Annotated in this window: 23 protein-coding genes; 19 read left to right on the top strand and 4 right to left on the bottom strand. The window is 42.0% G+C overall.

Annotation, left to right across the window (positions count from 1 at the left end; translation table 11 throughout):
* The first annotated feature begins 965 nt into the window (after positions 1-965).
* On the top strand, positions 966-1,367 hold the full coding sequence (locus ACX0G7_RS24780) for a hypothetical protein (RefSeq protein WP_458926226.1): 402 nt from the start codon (positions 966-968) through the stop codon (positions 1,365-1,367).
* The gene (locus tag ACX0G7_RS24775) at positions 1,351-1,638 is read left to right on the top strand and encodes a phytanoyl-CoA dioxygenase family protein (protein WP_458926225.1); all 288 of its coding nucleotides are present in this window, start codon (positions 1,351-1,353) and stop codon (positions 1,636-1,638) included. Before ACX0G7_RS24780 ends, ACX0G7_RS24775 begins: the two co-directional genes overlap by 17 nt.
* 145 nt (positions 1,639-1,783) lie before the next feature.
* Here the strand turns inward: ACX0G7_RS24775 and ACX0G7_RS24770 are convergent, their stop codons facing one another.
* The gene (locus tag ACX0G7_RS24770; protein WP_458926224.1) at positions 1,784-2,326 is read right to left on the bottom strand and encodes a cupin domain-containing protein; all 543 of its coding nucleotides are present in this window, start codon (positions 2,324-2,326) and stop codon (positions 1,784-1,786) included.
* Between the two features lie 192 nt (positions 2,327-2,518).
* On the opposite strand from ACX0G7_RS24770, the gene ACX0G7_RS24765 reads away from it, so the two are divergent.
* From ACX0G7_RS24765 to ACX0G7_RS24745, 5 genes are all read left to right on the top strand, one after another.
* Positions 2,519-3,241, top strand: coding sequence for a hypothetical protein (locus tag ACX0G7_RS24765; RefSeq protein WP_458926223.1), 723 nt, complete (start codon positions 2,519-2,521; stop codon positions 3,239-3,241).
* A 113-nt stretch (positions 3,242-3,354) separates the two neighbouring features.
* Positions 3,355-3,786, top strand: coding sequence for a VOC family protein (locus ACX0G7_RS24760; RefSeq protein WP_458926222.1), 432 nt, complete (start codon positions 3,355-3,357; stop codon positions 3,784-3,786).
* A 130-nt stretch (positions 3,787-3,916) separates the two neighbouring features.
* Positions 3,917-4,558 (top strand): DNA alkylation repair protein, encoded by a 642-nt coding sequence (locus tag ACX0G7_RS24755; RefSeq protein ID WP_458926221.1) that lies wholly within the window; start codon positions 3,917-3,919, stop codon positions 4,556-4,558.
* A gap of 166 nt (positions 4,559-4,724) precedes the next feature.
* Positions 4,725-5,057, top strand: coding sequence for an EthD family reductase (locus ACX0G7_RS24750; protein WP_458926220.1), 333 nt, complete (start codon positions 4,725-4,727; stop codon positions 5,055-5,057).
* 18 nt (positions 5,058-5,075) lie between these two features.
* Positions 5,076-5,528: a VOC family protein gene (locus tag ACX0G7_RS24745; RefSeq protein WP_458926219.1), complete on the top strand. Its 453-nt coding sequence runs from the start codon at positions 5,076-5,078 to the stop codon at positions 5,526-5,528.
* 78 nt (positions 5,529-5,606) lie between these two features.
* Here ACX0G7_RS24745 and ACX0G7_RS24740 read toward each other — a convergent pair whose 3' ends face one another.
* On the bottom strand, positions 5,607-5,891 hold the full coding sequence (locus ACX0G7_RS24740) for a hypothetical protein (RefSeq protein WP_458926218.1): 285 nt from the start codon (positions 5,889-5,891) through the stop codon (positions 5,607-5,609).
* A 208-nt stretch (positions 5,892-6,099) separates the two neighbouring features.
* Between ACX0G7_RS24740 and ACX0G7_RS24735 the strand changes: the two genes are divergently transcribed.
* The 6 genes from ACX0G7_RS24735 to ACX0G7_RS24710 all read left to right on the top strand — a co-directional run bounded on the left by ACX0G7_RS24735 (position 6,100) and on the right by ACX0G7_RS24710 (position 10,548).
* Complete coding sequence (locus tag ACX0G7_RS24735) at positions 6,100-7,431, top strand: tetratricopeptide repeat protein (RefSeq protein ID WP_458926217.1); 1,332 nt, start codon at positions 6,100-6,102, stop codon at positions 7,429-7,431.
* A 12-nt stretch (positions 7,432-7,443) separates the two neighbouring features.
* Positions 7,444-7,890 (top strand): VOC family protein, encoded by a 447-nt coding sequence (locus ACX0G7_RS24730; RefSeq protein WP_458926216.1) that lies wholly within the window; start codon positions 7,444-7,446, stop codon positions 7,888-7,890.
* A gap of 45 nt (positions 7,891-7,935) precedes the next feature.
* The gene (locus ACX0G7_RS24725; RefSeq protein WP_458926215.1) at positions 7,936-8,604 is read left to right on the top strand and encodes a hypothetical protein; all 669 of its coding nucleotides are present in this window, start codon (positions 7,936-7,938) and stop codon (positions 8,602-8,604) included.
* A gap of 99 nt (positions 8,605-8,703) precedes the next feature.
* Entirely contained in the window at positions 8,704-9,066 is a 363-nt protein-coding gene (locus tag ACX0G7_RS24720; RefSeq protein ID WP_458926214.1) for a VOC family protein, read from the top strand.
* A 138-nt stretch (positions 9,067-9,204) separates the two neighbouring features.
* Positions 9,205-10,026, top strand: coding sequence for an AraC family transcriptional regulator (locus ACX0G7_RS24715; protein ID WP_458926213.1), 822 nt, complete (start codon positions 9,205-9,207; stop codon positions 10,024-10,026).
* Positions 10,027-10,092: 66 nt separating this feature from the next.
* The gene (locus ACX0G7_RS24710) at positions 10,093-10,548 is read left to right on the top strand and encodes a nuclear transport factor 2 family protein (RefSeq protein WP_458926212.1); all 456 of its coding nucleotides are present in this window, start codon (positions 10,093-10,095) and stop codon (positions 10,546-10,548) included.
* Positions 10,549-10,554: 6 nt separating this feature from the next.
* Here the strand turns inward: ACX0G7_RS24710 and ACX0G7_RS24705 are convergent, their stop codons facing one another.
* Together ACX0G7_RS24705 and ACX0G7_RS24700 are read right to left on the bottom strand one after the other, a co-directional pair.
* Entirely contained in the window at positions 10,555-10,764 is a 210-nt protein-coding gene (locus ACX0G7_RS24705; RefSeq protein WP_458926211.1) for a helix-turn-helix domain-containing protein, read from the bottom strand.
* Between the two features lie 3 nt (positions 10,765-10,767).
* A complete protein-coding gene (locus tag ACX0G7_RS24700; protein WP_458926210.1) occupies positions 10,768-11,301 on the bottom strand; it encodes a DUF2975 domain-containing protein in 534 nt (177 codons plus the stop codon).
* A 192-nt stretch (positions 11,302-11,493) separates the two neighbouring features.
* Here ACX0G7_RS24700 and ACX0G7_RS24695 point away from each other — a divergent pair, with 192 nt between their 5' ends.
* The 6 genes from ACX0G7_RS24695 (at position 11,494) to ACX0G7_RS24670 (ending at position 15,691) form a co-directional block, all read left to right on the top strand.
* A complete protein-coding gene (locus tag ACX0G7_RS24695; RefSeq protein ID WP_458926209.1) occupies positions 11,494-11,946 on the top strand; it encodes a GNAT family N-acetyltransferase in 453 nt (150 codons plus the stop codon).
* Between the two features lie 179 nt (positions 11,947-12,125).
* A complete protein-coding gene (locus ACX0G7_RS24690) occupies positions 12,126-13,007 on the top strand; it encodes an SDR family oxidoreductase (protein WP_458926208.1) in 882 nt (293 codons plus the stop codon).
* Positions 13,008-13,232: 225 nt separating this feature from the next.
* A complete protein-coding gene (locus ACX0G7_RS24685; RefSeq protein WP_458926207.1) occupies positions 13,233-13,637 on the top strand; it encodes a VOC family protein in 405 nt (134 codons plus the stop codon).
* An 82-nt stretch (positions 13,638-13,719) separates the two neighbouring features.
* Positions 13,720-14,271 carry a DinB family protein gene (locus tag ACX0G7_RS24680; protein WP_458926206.1) on the top strand — a complete coding sequence of 184 codons (552 nt, stop codon included), beginning with the start codon at positions 13,720-13,722 and terminating at the stop codon, positions 14,269-14,271.
* 210 nt (positions 14,272-14,481) lie between these two features.
* Positions 14,482-15,105 (top strand): sugar O-acetyltransferase, encoded by a 624-nt coding sequence (locus ACX0G7_RS24675; RefSeq protein WP_458926205.1) that lies wholly within the window; start codon positions 14,482-14,484, stop codon positions 15,103-15,105.
* 1 nt (position 15,106) lies between these two features.
* Positions 15,107-15,691 carry a Crp/Fnr family transcriptional regulator gene (locus ACX0G7_RS24670; RefSeq protein ID WP_458926204.1) on the top strand — a complete coding sequence of 195 codons (585 nt, stop codon included), beginning with the start codon at positions 15,107-15,109 and terminating at the stop codon, positions 15,689-15,691.

Genomic DNA, 15,691 nt, shown 5'->3' with positions numbered 1-15,691 from the left:
AAAGTTCTGCATGCTTGTTGCCAAAAACTCTGTATTCTTATTTGCTAAAAACTGTGGATTACTAATTGCCGATTACATATGCCCTTGACAGTACCATACAAGTTACACTAAGGCTTTATCCGGACAATACATTTGAACTTGCAAATCTTGACAGCGTTAGAAGTTTCGGCAAAGGTAAGTGGGAGTACCACAGATGGGATATTGGAGAAGTGAAGTTGGCATTTGCTGACAGTAGCGAACTGTGGTTTCAGGTCGTAAACCATGACAATCGTAAGTATCTTCAGAACTCGTTTTGGACAGGTAGAAATCATAAATACATCAAGTTGATTCGAAAAGATACCATAGATTGACGTCAGACCAGAAGCAAATGCGGCCAGGAACGGGTTGCTGCACGGGAGTGTTGATAGCGGTGAATAGTTTTATGCTCACAGCGATAATGCTGGACATAGAACGGCAATGTCATGGATATCAGAGGATGAGTACGAGATCTATCTTAGAAAGTTGGCAACTTCATTTGCTCAATGATCGGGCCTGCCTATAACATGCATTGGCAAGGCGATTGTCCCTTCGCATTGAGATAGCGGAAAAAACGTCCGTTAACAAGGCACTTGATAAAAGGCCAGGTAAGCATCAGGTCAAACATGACACCACCGTCTTTCCGCCTTCGCCAATACTGGCAATTATATACCCTAAACATAAAACCTAATGAACAAGCAATTTATGCTCTTTATTTTACTGACGTCCCTGGTAGGCTACTCGTGTCGGAAAGCCAAATTGATACGGGATACTACGATTTCCAGTACACTGATGGGTTGTGTAGCAAATTGTCCATAAGTGAAGGAGGCGCCAAAGGATATCTACTTTATGAATACAACAACAAGAATTTGCTTGTGAAACGTACTAACTATCGCAGCGACAACACGATTTAATCCCACAGTTTTTATAAATATGATAACACAGGTAACATGATTGAAAAGACAGACTCTTCGAATAAAGTAGATTTTCGATACGTGTTTGCCTATAACGGCAGCAATAACCTCACCAGTATAACGGGTAATATACTATGGTCTAACCCAAAACAAAAAATGAAATATGAATGGCTATCCTTTGATAATTCAATAAATTTTATAAAAGCGGTGAACGGGTTGCCTCCGAGTTTCTTCTGGGACAACAATTACCATTCTTACTCATCCTCATCCCCCAATAACTTCATTGCTGTAAATTATTATGCCCCGGTTAACCAGGATCAATCTTTTGGCACGCCTTCCTTTAGCAACTATTCCTACGAGTCAAATGACGAAGGTTTGCCCACTAAGATGATGTATGGACCATGGCTTGTAACTTTTGAGTATGAAAAATACAAGTAAAACGGACATCACTGGTTTCAGGAATCGCGCAAGGTTCATCAGGCATGTCCCAGGTTCTCATTTGAAGGGCGTATACCGGCCGGAGACTATCAACTGGGATACAGAAGTTGTTGACTGCGGGGTTCCGCGCGGGGGAGCTATGATCATGAAACCTTTGCTCTTGCACTCATCGGCGAAAACTACTAATAACCAACGACGACGGGTTATTCACATTGAATTCAGTCGACGGCAATTGCCAGGCGGGTTGCAATGGGCGGAGCTACTCATATGACTGGTTAATGCCTAACATGTAGTGATGGCTTAAAATTTTAATAGTCGTTAGGTATTGCGTCTGACCCGGTGGTTTTTCTTTTTTTTTCTCGACCAGGCTTCTACAAATCAGACGAAATTTGGTACACTCGTCGCATTTTTATTCATCAGTTACAATAGCGTTCTATTAATTCTTTCATTACGCCTCTTTTTCTTGCTTTCCGGGCACGTCGTAAGAGGAATGGTTCAATAATGCCAATAAAACCGGTGAAGCGGCTATCTGAATGCTCCAGCAAAACCGCGAGATGATCGAACCGTTTAGGAATACCCTGGTTATTGCATAATCCGTCGTCGGCGAGTCCGTAGCCTAACCATAGACTTTCAAGAAACCTATTTTCTGCTGGGCTGATCCTGACATGGAAGCGAATGGTTTCTTTCCCTGGGTTATAAAAACGATGGATCTCTTTCGGCCTCGCTACTGCTTCCTGGGACGATCGAAGCCTGTAGCTTTTTTTTCCTACGTCGACTCCCAATTCGCCTTCTACTGGAATAAATGTTTCCGTAAACGAAGTATGGTAATGCTTTGGGGTACCACCACCGGGCGCTAATTCCACTTCCACAAGGATGTGGTCATTACCTGTTTCATCCGCAGTTTTTAAAACAGTCACTTTGTCCTTTACTTTAGGATTGTAGAATACCCTTTTTTGCATATAGTTTTTTTTCAAAACTAAAGGTCAGATTCCCGCAGACTCAATGGTAACGGGTTGAATTGGGATAATTCCGGATGAATTGATTTGCATAATTTGAGTTAACAACAAATATCGCCGCACCGGCTAACTTGCATAATATAGCTATGATGATCACTTTAATTGCCAGGGCCTATCTAAACGTAAATTAAGAATATGCTTACTGCCAGGGATCTATTATACAAAGCTTTAGATTACGATTGCTTCTGGAGTGCAGGAACGGGCATAAAGGATTCTTTACCGGCGCAATCCCGCAGATTGCAATTGGAACAGCTTTTTAAAGGTTTCGGAATTATCAAAAACAATGTAAGGTCCGAATCTCAAACTCCCTACCAGAATGATAAGGATCATACGGCGATAGATTTTTATTCAAGTTCAAAAAACAATAAACCCCTAAAAAGAATTCAGTACATAAAAAAACTGACTGACTTTCAATATTTCAGGGAAGGTGAATTCCTGGCAGACATGGATGAAGGGAAATATGAAAAACTGAAAGGACAAATCGTTTCGAATATCAATACTGTCTACCCGGATAAATTAGAAATTAATACGAAAGGAGAGGTAAACCTGGTTCGTCTCTTTGCTGATTTGTACAATTTCAGAATACACTTTCACATGTTTACATATTCCGTAACTCATAAAGCAAGTCCATCATTTTCAATTGCAGAAGATTACGGTCTTAATCTCAGGATGAATGCTGTTCAATCAATGACCGTTAATTTATCTGCGGTTGACGAGTTACTTTGTTTGTTGATCGACGTGGAAAAGAGAGAATTTAATGAATCGGACATTAATTATCCTGATCCAGACCTGAAGCAAATCGATGAAGAGTGGCAACGTACATTGGTCGCACCATCTTCACCCAGAGCACCCGCGTAGATTACATATTTATGAAAACTTTGGCGCAATCAACCTCTTTTTTGGCGCGATCATCCCTCATTTATTCCATGCTAAAGCTGTAGGTTTAAAGCTCACAAAATCCCTTAATAACCATGGCCATAATCAATCCTCACATTAATTTCAACGGGAATGCCGAAGAAGCATTCACCTTCTACAGGTCAGTATTTGGCGGAGAGTTTGCAAAAGTTATCCGTTTCAAGGACCTTGCAAGCGCTGAATTTCCGGTAGCGCAGAAAGAAGAAAATAAGATTATGCATATTGCTTTGCCTATCGGTAAAACGAATATGTTGATGGCAAATGATGTTCCTGAAAGTATGGGAACAACAAATGAAAATGAAAACAGAAGCAAAATTGTTATCAGTGCGGAAAGTAAAGAAGAGGCCGACAAGCTGTTTAACGGTCTTTCTGTCGGGGGACAAATAGAAGGGCCAATCGGAGACAGTCCCTGGGGTTCATATTTTGGCTGTTTCAGAGATAAGTATGGCATTGAATGGATTGTCGAATTTGATCCAAAATATAATTGAGAAATATAAGCAGAAAAAAAGCTCCACATTATCTACACCCCGGGCAACTGAAGTCCTTACTTTAGCAAAGTAAACAGAGCATTTATTTAAGATAAGACGTCTTTATTTGTCTCAAAAGCAAATGATAGATATGAAACTCTCTTCACAAGCTGAAAAAATCCTGGCTCAGATCAATGCTAACACCAGGTTAGGAGACTTAAGGAAAATAGGTAAGGATATCAAAAAGGATCACAAACTGGCGATGGAACTGTGGTCAGCCGGAGCGTTTTTGCCCAGGCAATTGGCTATCTTAATCATGGACAACAAACTTCTTTCCCAGGATTTAATTGATAAGCTTGATAATGACATACAGACTCATCCTTTTGAGGAGCGAATTCAGCTGATGGATTGGCTAATGGCCAACCAGCTTACCAGGGATAAAAAGACCGTCACGCTGATTCAATCATGGAAAAATAGTCCTTCCTCACTTCAAAGACGCACCTATTGGTACTATCAGGGGAGACTAAGATGGACAGGACAGGCCCCACCAGGAGATACGCCCGAGCTGCTTTCAGCGATTGAAAAAGATATTGCTACTGAAGTTCCGGAAGTCCAATGGGCCATGAATTTTACTGCCGGTTGGATCGGAGTTTACGATAAACAGTATCGAAACCGGTGTGTCGCTCTCGGCCAGAGAACAGGACTTTACAGAGATCAGATAGTATCGAGAGGATGTACTCCAAATTATTTACCAGAGTTCATAGCGATAGAAAGTAACAAACGAAATTTATAGAAAGTTGGTTTAACTGTTGTGGAAATAAATTATCTAACAAACACAAACCCTAATACAATTATATATGCCAATGAAAATTAGATTCTTCTCACTGCTTTTCATATGCATCTGTCTGTTGAGCTGCAAAACCAGCCAGGTAAGTAATCCATCAACTCCAACTGCTGGAATGTTCAAAGTAGCGGTACTGTATCCTAACGGCGACGGTAAAACGTTTGATATGGATTATTATGAAAAGAAACACATGCCTATGGTAGCAGGCTTTTTAGGCAAAAACTTAAAGTTTTATGAAATTGACAAGGGAATAGCCGGCAGGTCGCCAAATGAAAAAGTTCCTTTCTTAGCTATCGGTTATTTTTATATCAGCGATGTTGCGGAATATAATAATGCAGTGGCAAAAAACAGGGAAGCTGTTGTTAGTGACTTTAAAAATTACACGAATATTCAGCCCGTGGTAAACATCAGTGAAATAAAACAGGTGATTTCCAACGGTACAAAGTAGCGGACAATTCTAAAGATTATGACGAACAATAGATTGCTACGACTGGACAATATGGGCATTGTTGTAGAATCGCTTGATAAGGCGATATCTTTTTTCACCGAAATAGGATTGAAGCTTGAGGGAAGGGCAATGATTGAAGGTGAATGGGCAGGCCGCGTTACCGGGCTGGGCTCACAACGCGTAGAGATTGCAATGATGGTTACCCCGGATGGACATAGCCGCCTGGAGCTTTCGCGATTTCTTTCCCCACCCGTTCTCTCGGATCACCGTACTGCGCCTGTTAATGCACTTGGCTACTTGCGGGTCATGTTCGCTGTTGAAGACATAGATGAGATGGTCGCGAGGCTCGTTCCTCATGGCGCCGAGTTGGTGGGCGAAGTGGTTCAATACGAAAACTCATACCGGCTATGCTATATTCGCGGGGTTGAAGGGCTTCTTATTGGGCTGGCAGAACAACTTGATAATAAGTAGTCGGAAACTCAACAGAAAGATTGCCGGGGCTGTATTGGTGAATAGAATGTTCCAAACGCTATGTTTATGTATGAAACTTCAACCAGCAACCTGCTGGAAAGAATAACATCCGCTTTTGATAATATTCCACCGGAGAAATGGATCTATTTTCATAGAAAGTCCATGCTGAACTTTATCAACCATTTGAGCCTGGTTTCTCCTGAGCAAGAGCGATTGCGAATTGAACAGGTTATTTTGGAATATATTACCGAAGTCGAATTGGTGCAGGATGATGATTTGGGTTTCGTGCCGGTGTTCGGGCGTCAGTCTTACATTTATGTTATTCCCGGAATAATTTTGCTCCTCTATCTGAGTAGTAAGCATACAGTTGCAATGGGGATTTTGCTTTTTCTATTGATCATATATTTTGGCCGGATATTACTTAAAATGCGAAAAAGGAAAATTTATGGCTTCGGATATTGAGGCAAATCGTAGCGATCAAGTAAATCTCAAATACTATTTCTACATTTGAAAGTCCCCGGTTCCCTCTGAAAATCCCGGCTTTTTTATCGCCACTAAACAGGAACTGGATATGAACAAAGTTTTGCTTTGCATTGTGTTGATCTTGTTCTCGGCGCAACGATCGCCAGGGCAACAGGATGGTATCACTATCACTAAGGCCGCAGGCGAAGCACTTTCCGCTTATAGAAACGATCCACTCAGGAATATCGCAAAATTAGAAGAGGCCAGGAAGCTGATTGAGCAATCTCTGATCACCACGGAAGCACACCCACTTGCGTCCGCGTGGTTGATGAAAGGCCATATCTACCTTGCCCGGGTGCAAAGCGATATGGAGAAGCGACAAGTTGATCCAAAAACAACCATGATCAGTGAGAACGATGCCCTCACTGCTTTTGACGCATATAAAAAAGCGTACAGATCGTCCCGGGTAGAAATTGAAAAATCAGGTGCCATCAAGGGGATTGGCGAGGTCCAGGGCCACCTGCTGAATATAGGGGTAAAAAAGTACGAAGGAAGGGAATATGAAAAATCGTTTTTTTCGATATCTGCTGCCCTTGAAAGTCATGCCATGCTTAAGGAAGCCGGGCTCGAGAGTCTACTGGACGAACCCAAACAACTGGAGGAGCTGATGTATGTTGCGGGCGTTGCTGCCGTCCAGGCCAATCGGTGCCCTGAGGCCATGGTTCTTTACAACAAACTGCTTGAGGGCGGAACAGATCGGCCAGGGGTGTATGAAGGAATTTACCATTGTAAAGGAATTTTGGGAGATGAACCAGGCGCAGCGATCATACTCTCAGAAGGGCGCAAAAAATTTCCAAATGATACCGGGTTGCTGTTTGCGGAAGTTAATGCTTACCTGAAAGCCGGTAAACTTGAGGAACTTATTGCCAGTATGGAGCAGGCTATCAGGCTGGAACCTGACAATATCGAACTGTATGTAACAACCGGGAATGTATACGATAATTTATCGCAATCAGCATATAATAATAGGGATGAGCAAACAGCGAATACATATTTTGAGAAGGCAAAAAGGTCCTACTCGATTGCCTTATCGAAGCATCCTGAAAACCCCGGGGCCAATTATGGAGTTGGGTCCTTATATTACAATAAGGCTGCTATACTTACGCAGGAGCTTAATTTGAACGCGGACGATTTTTCAGTCCAGGGTATAGACAAAAGGAAGGCGCTTAAAGATCAGATCATGAGTATGTTTGGCCAGGCGCTTCCTTATTTCAGGAAGGTCGAAAGTATAGACGCTAACGACATTAATTCACTAATTGCACTATCGGAAATTTATGCACGTAAGGAAGACTCAGCGATCGCAGAGGAGATGAAACGACGACTCGAAATTGTCAAAAATGGCGGCAGGAATTCTTCGTCCTATTTTCAACCAGGAAAATAAATAATTAATAAAATGGAAGACAATAAAAAGCTAACAGAAACCCCGGCTTCACCTGCCGATCAAACACCAAAGGTGACAGGGATTGGCGGTATTTTCTTTTTTATGGACAATCCGAAAGAAACGAAACAATGGTACGCAAACAACCTGGGTCTGGATATTAATGAATGGGGTTCAGCAAGTTTCGAATCCAGGGATGTTGACAGACCTGAGGAGGTAAACTCGTTTCAATGGTGCCCTTTTAAAAAAGGAGATGAATATTTTTCTCCTTCCAAAAAAGATTTCATGATCAATTACCGGGTACAGCATCTGGAAAAACTGGTGGAGAAACTTAAACAAAACGGTGTGACCATCCTCGATGATATTGCCACATATGACTATGGGAAATTTATTCATATCATGGATACCGAAGGCAACAAGATTGAGTTGTGGGAACCTGCCGACACTAAATCAAACAAGTAAACCCCGCTGCCGTCAGTTGCACTCGCGAAACTCCTTAGCCCTTACATGTTGAAATCAATACTGGTAATCATCGCCTTTCTGTTTATAAGCCGCGATCTATCCGGGCAGGATGTTCCCATTCCTGTAAATTATAACATTGTTGATACGGCTTCCGGCGATCTCGACAATGATTCAAAGGCAGAACTTGTAGTGGCTTATAACACTAAAAAAGAAGATGACGAATATGAAAGTGTTCCACGCGAGCTGGTCATCTACAAACGGCAAAATGAAAAGTGGACGGTTTGGAAAAGATCGCGTCAGGCGCTGTATGGCAGTCGCGACGGAGGTATGATGGGAGATCCCTTTGGTGAAATGGAAATAGTAAATGGAGTTTTGAAGATAAGTCATAGCGGCGGCAGCAGCTGGAAATGGGGGCACACAGATAAGTATCGCTACCAGAATGGTGAATTTTATCTGATCGGGTACGCAAGTAACTATGGAAAACCATGCGAGTACTGGACAATGGTAGACTTCAACCTGAGTACCGGTAAAATGGTTGTAAAAAAGGAGTACGAAGACTGTGAGCATAAAGAACAGGAAATTTATAAACGGGAGAATGAAACCTTCTATAAAAAGGATTTAAAGATAACTATCCAAAATAGAACTGCCAGGGATATAGTGGTTATTACTCCAAAGTATAAACACGAAATCTATATAGCCACAGCGCTGGATTGAAATGTGCCTTAAACTATGATTTGCTGTTCCAGAACGTTAAACGAATAAAGCTTTTAGAGATGAATTTACAATCATGTTAACCCAATAAAGCTTTTAGACATGAATTTTACGATGTTAGTACCCAATGTATTTTATAAGAATATCAAAGATGCAATACCATTGTTTATTGATTGTCTTGGATTTAAAATTACACACGATGAACGGGCTTCCCGTAATCCCTTTTGTGTAATAGAGAAAAATGGCTTGCGGATAAACCTTTTTCAGGATGAAAGCCTCGCAAAAGAACATCATCCTGAGTTCAGGCTTGTTACCGATGAAATCGAAGAAGTGTATAAGAAAGTGTCTTACTCACATCCGCAATTTCTTCACCCGAATCTAAAAGAGATCACGGCTCGTCCCTGGGGCGCCAGGGAGTTTGCTTTGAAAGATAGTCAACTGGGCATTGTGATTCAGCAATGGTAGGTTACCCTTTATTACTCGGAATAGCAGGCTAACATAGAAGCCAAAAACCGATCTTTACAACCGCTCAGCCGGTTCAGTAAGTTCAAAAATAGCCTGGCATAGAAATAAACATGCCGGCAAAACTTTAAACCCGAATTTATGACGTATGAAAGTTTTCTCCCTGGTCCGGCACTAAGGGAATTTGTCAGGAACTACACGATCATAGATTTTCAATTTAAAGCGGGCGGGCCGGTTCCCATCAAACAACGTTCGCCAAAGCCTGAACAGAAGATTGTTTTTTACCTGAAAGATTTACCGGTTTTTGAGAACCCGGCAACAGGTAGTATCCTCACTCCGCCGCCGGTATCAGTTTTCAGTCATCAAAGTGCTCAAAAAAATATCCGGATGAGCCCGGAATTTTCCGCTCTTATTATTTTTCTTCAACCCGGCGTGCTCCACAGGTTGATACGGTTACCAATGATGGAACTGGCGCACGAGTGTTATGATGCCGAGCTGTTTTTTGGAACAGCCGTCAGGGATGTAAGGGACCAAATGGCTTCAGCGCCTGACCTGTTATCCATGATTGAGATTGCAGAGAAGTTTATCCTGGAAAAATGTCATTCACTGCCAGGCAAAAGTTCAATGGCAAAGATTGCACTTCACTTATTACGCGACCCTACCTCTTTCACCCTGGAGGAAGTGGCCCGGCAGGCATGCCTGAGCTCCAGGCAATTCTACAGGAACTTTACGGACCAGATCGGCATCAGCCCAAAACTATATTCTCGCCTGTCGCGGTTTAACCACGCATACCGATACAGGATCAATCATGCGAATATTTCATGGTCCTCAATTGCACAGGAATTCCGATATACCGATTATCATCATATGGAGAAGGAATTCAAATCTTTCACAGGGCTCACACCGGAAGATTGGACAAAAATTCATCTCGCTGCTCCCGAACGAATTCTGAAGCTGCGGTAAAATGTCCATTTTCTACCCAATGTCGTAAAATATTACCCGGAGATTTGACCGAATAAATCTTCAGATATGAGACAATTAATTTTTTCGTTGATCAGTTCAGCTTTGGTATCATTCAGTGTTTCAGACTCATTCGGCCAGGACAGCAGGGAAGCTGAAATAAGACGGTTGGAAAACCTCGAAAGAGAATCAGTCTTAAAAAGTGATTCCGTCGCACTTTTCAATAATATTTGGTCACCATCCATGATAATAAATTCGCCGGCAAACGTAGTTGGAACGGTAGAGGGTACAAAAGCTCTTTTCAGGGCCGGAGGTTTGAACTATAAATCTTTCGAAAGAAACATTGAGAAAATTACTTTTAATGATAATGTTGCCGTGGTTATGGGTGGTGAAATCATCATGCCCCAGGGGAGCCAGGTGAATTCCGGTAAGACCGTCAGCAGGCGGTTTACACATGTATGGCTTTATAAAAACAATATGTGGAGCATTATAGCGAGACAAGCCACTATCATAAAGGTTGAATGATTGTCTCTAATTCTTTTTCACATGCTCCAGGATATCACCGGGCTGGCAATTCAGAGCCTTACAAATAGCATCGAGTGTGCTGAAACGAATTGCTTTCGCTTTACCGGTTTTTAATATTGAAAGATTCGAAAGGGTTATATCAACTTTTTCTGAAAGTTCGTTTAATGACATCTTCCTTTTCGCCATCATTACATCCAGGTTTATTGTAATTGGCATAGATTATACAGTTAACTGGTTTTCTTCCTGAATTTCTATTCCCCGCTTGAAGACCTGGGATATAATGTAAATGATGCCAGCAAGAAAAAGATATTCATCCCCGGTGTTGTTGGCTGGTAATTGTTTATCAGTCGCTTCCAGCAGGTAATAAGAATATATTTTCCAGAATACACTGCTTATAACCCATACACCCAGCCACAGGTAAGCAATTTTCTCCAGCTTTTTTTCCACTTCCATCGAAAACGGGGTTTGAAGTTTTAGCTTCCACAGCAAGTCAAAAATCACATACCAGATCACGGCTTTGATCGCTGAGACGGCAATAACTAAACTCATGCCGTAAACATAAAACCAAACACTTTGCTCCCGGATGTTGAATAAGTTCTGATCTGCTTCGTAAGTGCGTTTCGCCCAATCGGGGTTTACAAAACTTGCTACGAGGGTGAGTAACTGGCTGCCGCAAAGAATAGAATACCAGATGCCACCAAGCAGTGCCAGGAACCTGGAGACCGATAAAATCAGTTCTGTTCTCTTTTTCATGTTAATAGATTGTGACACGAATATAAGTAAATATTTATTGAAAAACAATAAATATTTGTTGAATATCGCTTCACTTGTCCGTCAGCGCAGGAACTCTGTTTGCCCGGATGTTTTCCATTACTGGTTATCAAAGAAATACATAACATTGCCACGCGCTGTTTTTCATAATCAGGATAACCCACAAAAATCAAAATGATAGTGATTGAAAAAAGGTTTGACGAATTTCTGATCACGACAGACAAAAGCAAAATGGACATAGCAGCCATTCATGACTTTCTATCAAAACACTCCGGCTGGAGCGACAATATTCCTTTTGAAAAAGTGAAAACATCGATAGAGCATTCTTTAAACTTCGGACTATTTCACCAGGAGAAACAGGTCGGCTTTGCAAGAGTAATCTCTGATTTCTCAACGATAGCGTACCTCGGCGATATCTATGTGTTAGAAAGATATCGGGGCCTTGGGCTTTCAAAGAAATTGATGGAAGTTGTTATGGGACATCCAAATCTACAGGGGTTAAGACGATGGATCTTATTGACCTCAACAGCAGAATGGCTATATGAAAAATACGGATTTACAAAATTGCCAAAGCCTGAGATCTATATGGAGTTGTACAACCCGGAAGTTTATGCGATGAAGTCGTGATAGCCGCCTGTAAAAAAAAGCCATTCAAATAAGAAAAAATGTATATATTTCATATCCCTGCGACAAGATAGTTCCTCAGGTTTTCGCAGCACCGCGCCCCATGTGAACGATGTGATTTCACAAACAAACGGGGTAAGCTGAAAACCGATTCAGAGTAAGCACAAGTTCAATCAACCAGCATGAAATCAGTATTAATCACAGGCGCCAGCAGAGGCATCGGTTTTGAAACCGCCCTTGCATTCGGGCGCGCAGGCTATAAGGTTTTTGCAACAATGCGAAATCCCGCCGGCGACACTGCCTTAAGAAAAATTATCGCTGAAGAAAAATTACCGGTGACCATTCATGAAATCGATGTTGATAGCGATGCTTCTGTCAAAGAGCAGATTGGAAAAATAGTCAGGGAGCACGGGGACATAGACATCCTGATAAACAACGCCGGCATCGAGCGACATGGATCAATTGAAGAAATGGATTTTGCTGATCTCAGGGCCCTGATGGAGACCAATTATTTTGGCGTTCTCAGGTGCGTCAGGGCAGTGCTGCCGCAGATGCGAAAAAACAAAGCTGGTTGCATTATCAATATTAGTTCCGTTGCGGGAAAGATTGCTATTTCCCCATTAGGCGGCTATTCTGCCAGCAAGTTTGCTTTAGAAGCTATCTCTGAGGCTTTGGCGCAGGAAGTGAAGCCTTATAATGTCAAGGTATATCTTGTAGAGCCCGGGATTATTGATACGCGAATGGCTCGTGCCATCACCGTTTGCAGCGATTCTATCTATCCCCAGGTGGTTCGTTTTTCCTATTTGTTTTCTGAATCACTTAAACAGGAAACTCCGCCTTCATTGGTTGCTCAATCCATCCTGGCAATTGCTGAAGGCAATAGCTGGCAGTTAAAACATCCTGTAGGACCGGACGCGGCTCCCTTTTTAAGTTGGCGCGCATCCATGACTGATGAGCAGTGGGTTGATTGGAATTCACAGACTGATGACGAATGGTTCAATGCAGTTGAAGCAACTTTTGGGATGGATCTGAGAAAGTACAAACCGGCAGAGTCCATGGCATAATTTCGATAAGTATTTTAAGACGCATCTGCATCATACGATGCCTGCACCGCTGGTTAATGTCCATTAATAAACAGGCATTAGTTCCAGCGGTGTTTTTTTATGAAAGACTATTTGTAAGTTGCCCCAGGAGATTACTGGACCAGGGCTTACAACTTTTTTGTAAGAGGCAATATCTATACTTACGAAGAATTGATGAAAACATTTAAGAAGTAGAAACTGGTGAATATGACAAGAATCGAGGGTATTGCACCATTCTTTATTGTAAGGAGCGTACCTGCCGCACTCTCATTTTACCGCGACCAGCTCGGATTCGATATTACCTTTCAAGGCCCTTCAGAAGATGATATTTTTTTCGGAATTGTTCAAAGAAATGCTGCGATGATCATCCTGAAAGCCATTGGTGTCGATCCGGTGCCCAATTACACTAGGGATATAAAAAAGGGAATTACCCGGTGGGATGCATACCTGTATGTTACGGATCCTTTCGCGCTGGCTGCTGAATTCTCATCCCGTAATGTAATTTTTTTCACGAAGTTAGAGGAGAATAATGGCGATGATGGCCTGGTGGGATTCGAGGTGCAGGACGCTGATGGCTATATACTGTTCTTTGGCCATCCTGTGCAGAAGTAGTCCCGGAATTTATTTCCCTACTTTGGATCCGCACCATAAGATAAATACAATTACATGTTCTTTTATTCAAAAAAAGTCAGGTATGAACAAGATCATCAAGCTGGTTGCAGTTTGTTTTGTTTTTTATGCTATTCCGTTTCTTGCAATGTCACAACCCTTTTCAATTGATGATATAAAAAAGGGTATGATCACGGATTGGACCAGGTCCAGGGCATATACACTCCGGTTTCTTGACGCAATGCCTGGTGATCAATATGGTTTCAAACCGGTAGATAGCGTCATGACGTTTGCAGGGCAGATGATACATTTGGCCGTAACCAATAGTTTTCTTGTCTTTATGGCTTCTGATCAAACTCCGCCCGAATTTACATTTGCTGATATTGATAGCCGGCCAAATTCGAATTCAAAAGATTCTGTAAAATATTACATCACTCAGAGCTACGATTACTGTATCAGGGCGATCGGATCGCTCAATTCTGAGAAGTGGGGACAAAAGAAAAAACTGTCGGACCAGTCAAAATCCCGCTATGAATTTTTGCAAAACGCCTACGAACATCAGGCTCATCACAGGGGCCAGGTTGCTGTTTATTTAAGGCTACAGGGGATCATCCCACCAGAAGCAAATTTATTTTAGCAATCAGGGATAAGTCAAATTGTCGGAATCACTTTAAGTTTCATTCATCCAAATGAAATTCAGAAAGCTCATTTATCGGTTTCGTATCTTAAGGTTTCCCACCGTGGCTCAGAAATGGAGTATGCGAAAAAACTGATAAGTGGACAATAGGCCGATTGGCTGGAAGGATCTGATAAAAGGGTTACGCCCATAAAAAAACACTGTTCAAACATGACTGAAAAAGAAAAGATGCTTTCAGGCAGACTATATATAGCCGGTGATCCGGAGCTGGCGAATGATTTTGCAAGGGCAAAAAGGCTTACCAGGTTATTTAACCAGGCAACGGAAGAAGAAACCGGCTTAAGAACAAAGTTATTGAAAGAACTTTTTGAAAGAACGGGCGAGCGATTACACATCGAACCGCCCTTCCGCTGTGATTACGGTTGCCATATTGCGATAGGTGAAAGCTTTTTTGCGAACTATGATTGCATCATCATCGACGTATGTAAGGTAACCATTGGCAACAATGTTTTTTTCGGACCCAGGGTTTCCATCTATACTGCTGCACACCCGATAGATGCGGAGGTCAGGCGTTCAACATTGGAATTTGGTAAACCGGTAACTATCGGGAATGATGTTTGGATAGGGGGAAATGTTACCATCAACCCTGGTGTAAACATAGGCGATAACACCGTAATCGGTTCTGGTTCCGTGGTAACAAAAGATATCCCGCCAAATGTGATTGCAGCAGGGAATCCCTGTAAGGTACTACGTGAAATAAATGAAGACGACAGGATCTATTGGACCCGGATGCAAACAGAATATAACGAAGAGAAAAAACAGCAATCTGAATAACATGCAAAGTCCAGGGGAAAATCTGAAGAGGCATATAGCCAAATTCGTTGCGATCGGTGAAGACGATTACTCAGAAATACTATCTTATTTCAAAATAATTGAAGCTGGTAAAAAGAAAAACCTGCTAACGGAAGGCAAAATCTGCAAGTGGAATTTCTTTGTCAGCAAGGGATGTTTGAGAATGTTTTTTGTAAACGAAAAGGGTGTTGAGCAAACCGTTCAGTTTGCCCTGGAGAACTGGTGGATCTCGGATTACACATCATTCTCATCGCAACAGCCTGCGGAATTCTATATCCAGGCGGTCGAGAAGTCGGAGGTGCTGGCCATTGATTATTTATCCCACGAAAAAATGCTGAATCAATTTCCCCGGATGGAGAGATACTTCAGGTCGGTTCATCAAAGAGCGCACGCTGCTTATCAATTCAGGGTAAAAAGTTTATACCAGATGTCGCGGGAGGAACTTTATCTTTCTTTTTCTAAACGTTATCCCGGGTTTGTTCAACGGGTACCTCAATACCTGCTTGCTTCGTTTTTAGGATTGACACCGGAATATCTCAGTGAAATAAAAAGCAAAAGACTTTCTTAA

The sequence above is a fragment of the Flavitalea antarctica genome (assembly GCF_054461535.1).
This window is presented reverse-complemented; position numbering and strand designations above follow the sequence as displayed.

Excerpts from the sequence above, each read along its gene's own strand:
- ACX0G7_RS24780 (WP_458926226.1), top strand. The coding sequence starts at position 966 with ATGATTGAAAAGACAGACTCTTCGAATAAAGTAGATTTTCGATACGTG.
- ACX0G7_RS24775 (WP_458926225.1), top strand. The coding sequence starts at position 1,351 with ATGAAAAATACAAGTAAAACGGACATCACTGGTTTCAGGAATCGCGCA.
- ACX0G7_RS24770 (WP_458926224.1), bottom strand. The coding sequence starts at position 2,326 with ATGCAAAAAAGGGTATTCTACAATCCTAAAGTAAAGGACAAAGTGACT.
- ACX0G7_RS24765 (WP_458926223.1), top strand. The coding sequence starts at position 2,519 with ATGCTTACTGCCAGGGATCTATTATACAAAGCTTTAGATTACGATTGC.
- ACX0G7_RS24760 (WP_458926222.1), top strand. The coding sequence starts at position 3,355 with ATGGCCATAATCAATCCTCACATTAATTTCAACGGGAATGCCGAAGAA.
- ACX0G7_RS24755 (WP_458926221.1), top strand. The coding sequence starts at position 3,917 with ATGAAACTCTCTTCACAAGCTGAAAAAATCCTGGCTCAGATCAATGCT.
- ACX0G7_RS24750 (WP_458926220.1), top strand. The coding sequence starts at position 4,725 with ATGTTCAAAGTAGCGGTACTGTATCCTAACGGCGACGGTAAAACGTTT.
- ACX0G7_RS24745 (WP_458926219.1), top strand. The coding sequence starts at position 5,076 with ATGACGAACAATAGATTGCTACGACTGGACAATATGGGCATTGTTGTA.
- ACX0G7_RS24740 (WP_458926218.1), bottom strand. The coding sequence starts at position 5,891 with ATGCTTACTACTCAGATAGAGGAGCAAAATTATTCCGGGAATAACATA.
- ACX0G7_RS24735 (WP_458926217.1), top strand. The coding sequence starts at position 6,100 with ATGAACAAAGTTTTGCTTTGCATTGTGTTGATCTTGTTCTCGGCGCAA.
- ACX0G7_RS24730 (WP_458926216.1), top strand. The coding sequence starts at position 7,444 with ATGGAAGACAATAAAAAGCTAACAGAAACCCCGGCTTCACCTGCCGAT.
- ACX0G7_RS24725 (WP_458926215.1), top strand. The coding sequence starts at position 7,936 with ATGTTGAAATCAATACTGGTAATCATCGCCTTTCTGTTTATAAGCCGC.
- ACX0G7_RS24720 (WP_458926214.1), top strand. The coding sequence starts at position 8,704 with ATGAATTTTACGATGTTAGTACCCAATGTATTTTATAAGAATATCAAA.
- ACX0G7_RS24715 (WP_458926213.1), top strand. The coding sequence starts at position 9,205 with ATGACGTATGAAAGTTTTCTCCCTGGTCCGGCACTAAGGGAATTTGTC.
- ACX0G7_RS24710 (WP_458926212.1), top strand. The coding sequence starts at position 10,093 with ATGAGACAATTAATTTTTTCGTTGATCAGTTCAGCTTTGGTATCATTC.
- ACX0G7_RS24705 (WP_458926211.1), bottom strand. The coding sequence starts at position 10,764 with ATGCCAATTACAATAAACCTGGATGTAATGATGGCGAAAAGGAAGATG.
- ACX0G7_RS24700 (WP_458926210.1), bottom strand. The coding sequence starts at position 11,301 with ATGAAAAAGAGAACAGAACTGATTTTATCGGTCTCCAGGTTCCTGGCA.
- ACX0G7_RS24695 (WP_458926209.1), top strand. The coding sequence starts at position 11,494 with ATGATAGTGATTGAAAAAAGGTTTGACGAATTTCTGATCACGACAGAC.
- ACX0G7_RS24690 (WP_458926208.1), top strand. The coding sequence starts at position 12,126 with ATGAAATCAGTATTAATCACAGGCGCCAGCAGAGGCATCGGTTTTGAA.
- ACX0G7_RS24685 (WP_458926207.1), top strand. The coding sequence starts at position 13,233 with ATGACAAGAATCGAGGGTATTGCACCATTCTTTATTGTAAGGAGCGTA.
- ACX0G7_RS24680 (WP_458926206.1), top strand. The coding sequence starts at position 13,720 with ATGAACAAGATCATCAAGCTGGTTGCAGTTTGTTTTGTTTTTTATGCT.
- ACX0G7_RS24675 (WP_458926205.1), top strand. The coding sequence starts at position 14,482 with ATGACTGAAAAAGAAAAGATGCTTTCAGGCAGACTATATATAGCCGGT.
- ACX0G7_RS24670 (WP_458926204.1), top strand. The coding sequence starts at position 15,107 with ATGCAAAGTCCAGGGGAAAATCTGAAGAGGCATATAGCCAAATTCGTT.